This window comes from Psychromonas marina (assembly GCF_030161115.1).
Classification (GTDB): Bacteria; Pseudomonadota; Gammaproteobacteria; order Enterobacterales; family Psychromonadaceae; genus Psychromonas; species Psychromonas marina.
This window is the reverse complement of record NZ_BSPQ01000019.1, coordinates 222,666-233,619: the sequence shown is the minus strand read 5'-3', so window position 1 is coordinate 233,619 and position 10,954 is coordinate 222,666. Positions and strand designations below refer to the sequence as shown.

The window sequence follows — 10,954 nt, the reverse complement described above, 5'->3', positions numbered from 1 at the left end:
TTTAAAATAGCCCCACTGGTTAGTTCCAGTGGGGCTTTTTAATTGTGTTGATTTATGTTGACCTACTCGATAGTAGGGCGAGTTTGCCGACAGGCAAGGGTAACGAGCAATGTTCACCCATCGCCAAGCGCCTAATACGAAACATCCCTGTTGACTCACGTCAGCAGGGATTTTTTCGTTTTAGCCACTTGATAAATGAGGCCTACTCTCGCATGGGGAAGGTTAATAGCCTGCCATAGGCAGTATCAAATCATGGGATAGTAGGGCGAATTGTGCGACAACACTGGTTCATGAGCAATGTCCATCCATCGCCAAGTACCTAATTTAAAATAGCCAACTTTACGGGGTCACTTCACTGGTTAGTTCCGGTGGGGCTTTTTTAATTGTGTTGATTTATGTTGACCTATTCGAGGGTAGGTCGAGTTTGTCGACAGGCAAGGGTAACGAGCAATGTTCACCCATCGCCTCTGCGTATCAATAAATCTCCTAAATAGAAAGTTCATATCGGGCTTCGCCCAATTGTCGGCCTAAAGACCGACCTACAGCTGTACCTGATTGTTTATACCAATTCCATTAATTTTGTGATCTAATAAGGTACAATTTAAAGGTGCTGAATATGACTCAAGAATTATCTAAAATCATTAGCTCAACATCAGATGCGAGACTAAAGCTTCGCTTATTAGCGGTTTCTCACTTCCTCGATGGTAAAAATAGAACTCAAATATCTGAATACTTAAAAGTAAGCCGAACGAGTGTTAATAGCTGGATACAAACCTATTTAATACAGGGGGATTCAGGGCTAAAAGAGAAAAAGCATACAGGTCGTCCAAAGGGGTTAAGCGTAGAACAGCTCTCTCAACTAAAAGAATTTGTTGTTTCATCAGCTGTAAAGGCTGATGGTGGCAGGCTACAAGGGAAAGATGTCCAGTGTTATGTTTTGACAGAGTTTGGCATAGAGTATAAAAAATCCAATATTTACAACCTGCTACACGAACTAAATCTTAGTTGGATCACGACGCGCTCAAAGCATCCTAAACAATCAATTGACGCACAGGAAAGTTTTAAAAAAATTCCAAATAAAAACGATCCTTAAGATCCCTGGTCATGTGGCTTTAGATCGTGTGGATATCTGGTTTCAAGATGAGGCTCGGTTCGGGCAACAGAATACAAACACTAAAATATGGGCTGAAAAAGGCACGAGACCACGTGTCGTTCAGCAACAACAATACACTTATGCCTACCTGTTTGGTGCTGTTTGCCCGACCAATGGTAAAACAGAAGCCATTATTGCACCGTTTAGTAATATGGAAATAATGAAAGAACATCTAGCACTCATTGCAAACGCAACTGAGGTTGGCCGACATGCTGTAGTGATAATGGATGGTGCTAGCTGGCATCAAGAATACTTAGGCGACGCATTCCCCAATTTAAGTATTATCCACATCCCGCCATACTCTCCAGAATTAAATCCAATTGAGCAAGTCTGGTCATGGATGCGACAAAATGAAATTGCTAATCGAGTTTTCAGAGATTATGACGATATTGTAGAAAAATGCGCTAATGCTTGGAATCATTTCAGAAGTGACATCAATAGAGTTATTTCATTATGTTCAAGATCGTGGACTAATCTGACCAATTAATTAATGGAATTGGTATGAGATATTCAAGGTGACGAGTGGCCAATGCGTATAGCGAGTTTACCGACAGGCAAGGTTTACGAACAATGTTCACCCATCGCCTCTGCGTATCAATAAATCTCCTAAAAATAAAGTTCATATCGCGCTTCGCACAATTGACGGCCTAAAGACCGACCTACAGCGGTACCTTATTTTTGCGTTTTACCCGCTTAGACGACATTGGCCCACTATATGGGGCAGCAAGAAATGATTAATCATCATTCTGAGATACTTCAACGTTTCGACTGGCCAATACGTATGGTGCTAATTGTGCGACAGCAAAGGTTCATGAGCAATGTTCACCCATCGCCAAGCGCCTCTGCGTATCAATAAATCTCCTGAAGATAAAATACATATTGGGCTTCGCCAAATTGTCGGCCTAAAGACCGAACCGCAGTTGCACCTTTTTCTTTTGGGACTTTGAAGCGATAGTTTATGAGCAATGTCCATCCATCGCCAAGCACTTCAGCGTATCAATCCCCCCTAAAGAGAAAGTTGATATCGTACTTTATCCAATTGATGTCCTAAAAAACAACTCACCGTTGTATTTTTAAGCTTTGCTAAAGTTGAATTGAGCTACTCTCATTTTTATAAATGCTGATCTTTATTTCATCTATCCTAATTCATCTATTAACTACTATTCAATATCACTAAATTATCTCAATATCATCCTGTTAACAATTCCCCTATTAATTCGCTATGGTATGATAGATTCACTATTAACATTTAACGAGACTATTATGACTACGCTACAAAATGAAAATATCCACATTCAATCAGAAACTGTTCTAATTACTCCTGAAGAACTTAAAAAGCAACTACCTGCGTCTGATAATGTGTATCGATTTATTAATGAGTCTCGTGAAATTGTTTCCAATATTGTGCATAAAAAAGATCCTCGCTTTTTAGTGATTTGTGGTCCTTGTTCTATCCATGATATCGAAGCAGCGAAAGAGTATGCATATAAATTAAAAGCATTACACGATCAATATAAAGATACATTATTTATTGTTATGCGTGTTTATTTTGAAAAGCCACGTACAACCGTTGGTTGGAAAGGTTTAATCAATGACCCGCATATGGATGATTCTTTTGATATTGAAACGGGTCTGAAACGTGCACGTGAATTATTACTATTTATCTCTGAATTAGGTCTACCTATTGCAACTGAAGCATTAGACCCAATCAGCCCACAATATATCGGTGATCTGTTTAGCTGGGCTGCTATTGGTGCGCGTACGACTGAATCTCAAACCCATCGTGAAATGGCGAGTGGTCTTTCAATGCCTGTTGGTTTTAAGAATGGTACTGATGGTAGTTTATCAACGGCAGTAAATGCGATGCAGTCTGCATCTCATCCACATCGTTTTATGGGTATTAATCAAAAAGGTCAAAGTGCTTTGTTACAAACAAACGGTAACAAAGATGGCCACGTGATTTTACGTGGTGGCGGCGGTAAACCGAACTATGATTCATTGAATGTTTCACTTGCTCAGCAAGCTTTACAAAAAGCTAAGATTGAAGAAATTTTAATTGTCGATTGCAGCCATGAAAATTCTAATAAAAATCATGAACTACAACCTCTTGTGGCTAAAGATGTATTCCACCAAGTTGTTGAAGGTAATACCTCAATTGTAGGTATTATGTTAGAAAGTAACATTAATGCGGGTAATCAATCTGCTGATCTTCCTGCTGCTGATCTTAAGTATGGTGTATCAGTGACAGATGCTTGCATCGATTGGGCTACAACAGAGACATTACTTGCTGATGCCGTTGAATCATTAGCTGTTAGCTTACAAAAGAGATAAGAAGGATTTTATGCCATTAAGTAAATTGCGCGACAAAATTGATGCAGTAGATCAGCAAATAATTGACCTGCTAGCAGAGCGTTTAAAGTTAGTCGGTGAAGTGGGTGAAGTTAAAACTGAGCACGGGTTACCTATTTATGTACCCGAGCGTGAAGCGGCTATGCTTGCTAAACGCCGTGCTGAAGCTGAATCAAAAGGTGTTCCTGCTGATTTGATTGAAGATATTTTGCGTCGTACTATGCGTGAGTCTTACGCAAGTGAAAACGAAACAGGCTTTAAAACGATTAATCCGGAGATGAAACGAATTGTTATCATTGGTGGTAACGGGTTATTAGGTAAGCGTTTTGTTGAAATGTTTGAGCTTTCTGGTTATCAAGTAGATATTTTAGGTCGTGCAAATTGGGATCAAGCTGAACAGATTTGTAGTAAAGCGGGTCTAGTCATTGTTGGTTCTCCAATTGATGTGACCGAGGATATTATTAGCCAACTGACCTACTTGCCTGAAGATTGTATTTTAGCTGATATTACCAGTGTTAAAGATGGTCCATTACAAGCGATGTTAATGGCTCATAAAGGTCCTGTTGTTGGATTACACCCGATGTTTGGTCCTGATATTTCTAGCTTTGCTAAGCAAGTTATTGTTTACTGTGATGGTCGTGGTGAAGATAAATATGTTTGGTTAATTGAACAGATGAAAATTTGGGGTTCACATCTTTATAATGTGCAAGCACCAACACATGATGAGTCGATGACCTTGATTCAAGCATTACGCCACTTTACTAGTTTTGTATATGGCGTGCATCTACAAGGTGTAGATGCTGATTTGGAGCAGCTTCTTGATTTGAGTTCACCAATTTATCGTTTAGAGCTAGCAATGGTAGGCCGCTTGTTTGCACAGGAGCCTGCTTTATATGCTGATATTATCTTATCACAAAAAGGCAACTTAGAGATGATTAAGCGCTACCATCAACATTTTGCTGATGCGATTGAGATGTTAGAAAATGCTGACCGTGATGAGTTTATTAAGCGCTTTGAGTCTGTTACAGATTGGATGGGTGATTACTCGCAGTTATTTTTAGATGAAAGCCGTGTGATGCTGCAACAAGCGCACGATAAACGTCATTATGAAGATAAATAGGTGTATTAAGAGTAGTGGCTATATGCCATTACTTTTTTAAATCACTAAAAACCAAAAAGGAGCTAAATAGCTCCTTTTTTATGTCCTCATATATTGAGTTATTATGCTACGAACTCTTTGTTCATTTTAATTTCAGCATCAGATAAAACTTCTACTTCTGGCTCTTCGATAGGTTGTCCTGAGATTTCGCCGTTACGACACATATCTTTACCGTGATTTTTAGCGCGACTCGCTTCAGATTTGTGTAAATGTTTATTTAATTGGCGTTCGATTTTCTGGAATAATTGACCAATGGCGATATAAAGATCATCATGTTCTGCATGAGCGAATACCTTGCCATTCGGTACACCGATTGTTGCTTCAATCTTAACGCCTTTAGGCTCTTTAGTGATGATGCAGTGTGGCTTAATCAGTGGGATTTGTAGCTTTTCAAGCTTTTGAAAACGTTCCTCTACTTTGGTGCGCATTGTGTCAGTGATAGTAATTTGTTTGCTAGTAATTTCAATTCTCATATAAGACACCTTTAGGTTATACACTTATTGTGTTCATAAATAGATTAGGCTTTTTCGGTTAATTTTAAAGTGATCTAGATCACACTTTCTTTCGGTTGATCACTTGGTAAAATTATTTATGACCTAAGACTATTTTTGTAAAATTAAAAAAAAGATTGCTTGTTCAATCTAAATAATTAGTCCATTCTTGAATGGATAAGTTCCCTCGTTATATCTCTTTTTTTTGTTAAACTACTTTTTTTCACTCTCTGTTTTGTTATCGTTACAACTCCTCTTTATAGATAGTGATTGACTCATGCGTTTTGAATACACTGTTAAGTTTATACCCGTTTTATTGTTTTGCACCTTTACATCCTTCAGTATTTCCAGTGTTGCATCTTCTTGGTCGCATGCATTAAGTATGTATGGTGACTTTAAATACACTAAAGATTTTACTCATTTTCAGTATGCGAACCCTAATGCACCTAAAGGGGGGACTTTTAAACAAGCAACCATTGGCAGCTTTGATTCTCTTAACCCATTTATTGTAAAAGGAAATGCTGCTACAGGTATTGGTATGATTTATGATTCGTTGCTTAAACAATCTAGTGATGAACCTTTTACAGGTTATGGATTAATTGCTTCTTCAGTGAAAGTCGCTGATGATTTTTCATCGGTCAGTTTTAATATTAATCCTCAAGCAATCTTTCATGATGGAGTTAAAATCGAAGCAAGTGATGTGAAATTTAGTTTCGATCTGCTTATTGAAAAAGGAGCCCCACATTTTCGATCTTATTATGCTGGTGTGAAAGAGGTGGTTATTGATAGTTCATCTCAAGTTACTTTTCATTTTACCGAAATAGGTAACCGCGAACTGCCGTTAATTATCGGACAGTTGCCAATTCTCCCTGAGCACTTTTGGTCCGATAAGGATTTCTCTAAAACAGATTTAATTATTCCAACGGGATCGGGTGCATATCGTATTCAATCTTTCAAAGCGGGGAAACGCATTACCTATGAGCTTGTAAGTGATTACTGGGCAAAAGATCTGCCCGTTAACAAAGGCCTTTATAATTTTGAAAAGATGATTTTCGATTATTACCGCGATGATGGGGTTGCTTTGAAGCTTTCAAGTCTGGCGCTTTTGATTATCGTTTAGAGAGTTCCTCTAAACGTTGGGCGACCGGTTACCAAGGTGATCTATTTAATTCAGGTAAAGTTATTACTGAAAAAATCGCTGATCAAAACCCGCAGGGGATGCAAGGCTTCTGGTTTAACCTGCGTAAAGATAAATTTAAAGATAAACATGTAAGGGAGGCGATTAGTCTGTTATTTGATTTTGAATGGGCTAACAAGACACTATTCTATGGTGCATATACACGCATTAATAGTTTCTATTCAGGTTCTGAATTAGCAACGGGTAGGGTGATTACTCAAGCGGAAAAGGCATTGTTATTACCTTATCAATCACAACTATCTGCAAGTGTGTTTGAGCCAGTTTCTTTCCCTGTGACCAATGCTGATGGTGATGTGCGCGATCAGATGCGCCAAGCGGTAAAGCTATTCGAACAAGCTGGCTACCAGTTAAAAGACAGCAAAATGCAGGATAAAAATGGTGAACAGTTTGAGTTTGAGTTTTTACTTTACAGTAAAGACTTTGAGCGTGTCGTCCACCCGTTTAGGCAAAATTTAAAGCGTATTGGAATTAAAACTTCAATTCGTCTGGTTGACGTTTCTCAGTTTGTTAATCGTCTTAATAATTTTGATTTTGACTTAGTTTCTTTACGTAAAGGGCAGTCTATCTCGCCTGGTAATGAGCAGCTTAGTTTCTGGGGGTGTGACAGTGCGATGGAGCCGGGTACATCAAATTGGTCAGGGATCTGTTCTCCGGTTCTCGATCAGCTTGTACAGCAGTTAATAACCAGCCACTCACGTGAGCAGCTCGTTAATACAACTAAAGCGATTGATAGAGTATTACTTAATGAGTTTATGGTGATACCTCAGTGGTATCTGCCTGCTTATCGTATCGCTTATTGGGATAAATACTCACGACCAGAGATATCACCTGTTTATGAGTTAGGGTTATCAACGTGGTGGTCAACTGAAGCGGAGCAAGCGTTATGAATAGTTATATATTAAAGCGTTTGTTACTCATTATTCCAACTTTGTTAGGGATTATGACCATCAATTTTTTTATTGTTCAGATAGCGCCGGGTGGACCCGTTGAGCAAGCGATTGCTCAATATCAAGGCATTGAAGGCGGAAACAGCAGTCGTATTGCATCGGGTACCAATAGTGAAATTAAAAGTACCAGCGGTGATAGTCAATACCGTGGTGCTCAGGGCGTGGATCCTGAATATATTGCCGCCCTTGAAAAATTATATGGCTTTGATAAACCAATCGTTGAGCGTTATTTTTCTATGTTGTGGCGCTATGCTAAATTCGATTTTGGCGATAGCTTTTATCGTAATGAAAAAGTAACCCAATTAATCATCGATAAAATGCCGGTATCGATTTCACTGGGTTTATGGACAACATTATTGGCTTATCTCATTTCGATTCCTCTAGGGATAAAAAAAGCGACCTCACATGGCAGTCGTTTTGACATCTGGACGAGTACGATCGTCACAGTTGCTTATGCGGTTCCCGCTTTTATCATCGCGATTATGCTGATTGTACTGTTTGCAGGTGGCTCTTATTATGACTGGTTTCCACTGCGAGGTTTAGTCTCGGATAATTTTGATTCGTTAAGCTTATGGGGACAAATAAAAGACTATTTTTGGCATTTAGCACTACCTATCTCTGCATCGGTTTTAGCTAGCTTTGCTACCTTGACCATGCTCACTAAAAACTCCTTTTTAGATGAGATTCACAAGCAGTATGTGATCACGGCGCGTGCTAAAGGCTGTTCTCAAAACCGTATTTTGTATGGACATATCTTTCGTAATGCGATGTTATTGGTGTTAGCTGGTTTACCCGCAGCATTGATTGGTATCTTCTTTACCGGTTCGATGTTGATTGAGGTTATTTTTTCATTGGATGGTTTGGGGTTGTTAAGTTTTGAGTCGGTGATAAATCGTGATTACCCTGTTATTTTTGCATCATTGTATATTTTCACTTTAGTGGGATTAGTGCTCAAACTGATTAGTGATGTTACCTATACCTTGATTGATCCACGCATTACTTTCGAGGGGCGTTAATATGTCACTACTGTTAAATTGGCAAAGAATGCGCCGTAACCCTGTTAATGCAGATCGTTGGATGCAATTTAAAAATAATAAACGTGGTTATTGGTCTCTTTGGATTTTCTCTATTCTATTTTTATTAAGCTTAATAGGGGAACTGTGGATCAACGACAAGCCAATTATGGTTTCCTATCAGCAAAATTGGTATTTTCCAATAGTAGAAGATATTACCGAAGATAGGCTCGGTGGTGACTTTGATATTGTCACTGATTATCGTGACCCTTATATGGTAAAGCAGATAGAAAAAGAGGGCTGGATCATTTGGCCATTGGTGCCTTTTTATTATGACAGTATCAATTTTGAACTGACAGAATCTGCACCATCACCGCCTAACCATATTAATTATTTAGGCACCGATGATCAGGGAAGAGACTTACTTGCTCGGTTAGTTTATGGGTTTCGAATTTCGGTTTTATTTGCGCTGACCTTAACGCTAGTGAGTTCAGTGATTGGCATTATTATTGGCGCTATTCAAGGTTATTACGGCGGTAAAATAGATCTTTTCGGACAACGCATCTTAGAGATATGGGAAGGGCTGCCGATGCTGTTTATGCTGATCATTTTAGCCAGTTTTGTTGAGCCTACCTTTAGCTGGTTATTAGGGTTGATGATCTTATTTAGTTGGCCAAGTCTAGTGAGTGTAGTGCGTGCTGAATTCTTACGTGGGCGTCACTTAGAGTATGTTAAAGCGGCTAATGCGTTAGGCGTAAAAGACAGTAAAATTATGTTTAAGCATATTCTACCCAATGCGATGATTGCGACGCTTACTTTTATGCCATACCTGTTCACTGGCGCTTTAACGACATTAACTTCATTAGACTTTTTAGGGTTTGGTTTACCCCTCGGCTCTGCATCACTAGGGGAGATGGTTGCTCAAGGGAAAGATAACTTACACGCTCCTTGGCTTGCAATTACCGCGTTTATTTCATTATCTACCATTTTAGTATTACTCGTTTTCATTGGTGAAGCGACGCGTGATGCATTTGATCCAAGGAAAAATCCATGACCAAAGAAATCCCATTACTAACGGTAGATAATTTAAGTATTAGTTTTGCAGATAACCATATTGTTAAAAATATTAGTTTCCAACTCGAACGTGGTAAAACGTTGGCTATTGTTGGTGAAAGTGGAGCGGGAAAATCCCTCTTAGCACAATCAATTTTACAATTATTACCCTATCCACATGCGCATCATCCGACGGGTGAAATAACCCTTGGTGGCGAAGCACTGGTTGGTAAAGGTGATGCTGTTCTAGAAGCAATTCGTGGCAATAAAGTAGGCATGATCTTTCAAGAGCCGATGACCTCACTAAACCCATTACATACGGTACAAAAACAGATTGCAGAAACACTATTGATCCACAAGGGCATGGTCGGTAAACAAGCGATGCAGCGTACCTTAGAATTATTAACGTTAGTAGGAATTGATTCACCAGAAACTCGTCTATCAGCTTATCCTCATGAGCTCTCTGGCGGGCAGCGTCAACGCATTATGATTGCGATGGCACTAGCGAATGACCCAGAACTATTAATTGCTGATGAACCCACAACCGCATTAGATGTCACTATTCAAAAACAGATTTTAGCATTGCTAAAATCACTACAGCAACGTCTTAATATGGGCATCTTATTAATCACACATGATCTTCACATCGTTAAGAGTATTGCTGATGACGTACTCGTCATGCGTGATGGAGAGATTGTTGAGTATCAAGCTAAACAAGCTTTGTTTGATACCCCTAAGCAGGATTACACTAAACTGCTATTGGATGCTATTCCTACGGGGGAGATGTTGCCACTTGAGGAACCTGAGCTATTATTAACGGCTAGCAACATTAATGTTTCTTTTCCGCTGAGAAAGAATTTTTTTGGTAAAGTCTCGCACTCTTTAGATGCCGTCAAAAATGTTAGCTTACAGGTTCATAAAGGTGAAACATTGGCTATTGTTGGCGAAAGTGGCTCTGGGAAAAGTACGCTAGCACAAGCTATTTTGCAGCTCACTAAAAGTCGTGGAAAAGTGGTGTTTTTAGGTGAACAGATTGACGCGATTGATCATGCTCGTTTACAAAAGTTACGTGCCAAGTTACAAATTGTATTTCAAGACCCTTTTGCTAGCCTTAGCCCTCGACTCTGTGTCGGAGATATTATTGCAGAAGGGATAGAAGTACATCAGCCTGATTTAACACCGCAACAAGTACAAGATAAAGTAATGGCAACGCTAGAACGTGTTGGCTTAGATAAACACAGTGCATCTCGTTATCCACACCAATTTTCTGGTGGACAGCGTCAAAGGATATCGATTGCACGCGCACTTATTTTAAATCCAGAGCTTATTGTTTTAGATGAACCTACATCTGCATTAGATAGAAGTATTCAAAAGCAAATTTTAGCTTTACTGCTCTCTTTACAGGAAGAACGTTCGCTAAGTTACCTCTTTATTAGTCATGATCTCTCCGTCGTACGTGCGATTAGCCACCGTGTATTAGTGATGAAATCAGGTGAAATAATTGAGCAGGGAACAACAGATGAGATCTTTAATAAGGCGCAACAAGAATATACACAAATATTATTATCTTCCGCGTTGTTATAGCGTATTA

The 10,954-nt window shown here is 39.2% G+C and carries 7 protein-coding genes and 1 pseudogene; 7 read left to right on the top strand and 1 reads right to left on the bottom strand.

Annotated features, from left to right (window positions below):
• Positions 1 to 616: 616 nt before the first annotated feature.
• From QQK09_RS17305 to tyrA, 3 genes are all read left to right on the top strand, one after another.
• A protein-coding gene (locus QQK09_RS17305; RefSeq protein ID WP_284205419.1) for an IS630 family transposase occupies positions 617 to 1,640 on the top strand; the annotation gives its coding sequence in 2 pieces (ribosomal slippage) (positions 617 to 1,071 and positions 1,070 to 1,640; 1,026 coding nt in all).
• 776 nt (positions 1,641 to 2,416) lie between these two features.
• Positions 2,417 to 3,484, top strand: coding sequence for a 3-deoxy-7-phosphoheptulonate synthase (locus tag QQK09_RS17300; protein WP_284205418.1), 1,068 nt, complete (start codon positions 2,417 to 2,419; stop codon positions 3,482 to 3,484).
• Between the two features lie 10 nt (positions 3,485 to 3,494).
• On the top strand, positions 3,495 to 4,622 hold the full coding sequence (gene tyrA / locus QQK09_RS17295) for a bifunctional chorismate mutase/prephenate dehydrogenase (RefSeq protein ID WP_284205417.1): 1,128 nt from the start codon (positions 3,495 to 3,497) through the stop codon (positions 4,620 to 4,622).
• A 101-nt stretch (positions 4,623 to 4,723) separates the two neighbouring features.
• Here tyrA and hpf read toward each other — a convergent pair whose 3' ends face one another.
• Positions 4,724 to 5,134: a ribosome hibernation-promoting factor, HPF/YfiA family gene (gene hpf, locus QQK09_RS17290; protein WP_284205416.1), complete on the bottom strand. Its 411-nt coding sequence runs from the start codon at positions 5,132 to 5,134 to the stop codon at positions 4,724 to 4,726.
• Between the two features lie 295 nt (positions 5,135 to 5,429).
• Between hpf and QQK09_RS17285 the strand changes: the two are divergent.
• From QQK09_RS17285 to QQK09_RS17270, 4 genes and pseudogenes are all read left to right on the top strand, one after another.
• A pseudogene (locus QQK09_RS17285) lies at positions 5,430 to 7,237 on the top strand (extracellular solute-binding protein).
• Entirely contained in the window at positions 7,234 to 8,313 is a 1,080-nt protein-coding gene (locus tag QQK09_RS17280) for a microcin C ABC transporter permease YejB (RefSeq protein ID WP_284205415.1), read from the top strand. The pseudogene QQK09_RS17285 and the gene QQK09_RS17280 overlap by 4 nt, the downstream one beginning before the upstream one ends.
• A 1-nt stretch (position 8,314) precedes the next feature.
• A complete protein-coding gene (locus tag QQK09_RS17275; protein ID WP_284205414.1) occupies positions 8,315 to 9,364 on the top strand; it encodes an ABC transporter permease in 1,050 nt (349 codons plus the stop codon).
• Positions 9,361 to 10,947, top strand: coding sequence for an ABC transporter ATP-binding protein (locus tag QQK09_RS17270; protein WP_284205413.1), 1,587 nt, complete (start codon positions 9,361 to 9,363; stop codon positions 10,945 to 10,947). The genes QQK09_RS17275 and QQK09_RS17270 overlap by 4 nt, the downstream gene beginning before the upstream one ends.
• Positions 10,948 to 10,954: the final 7 nt, after the last annotated feature.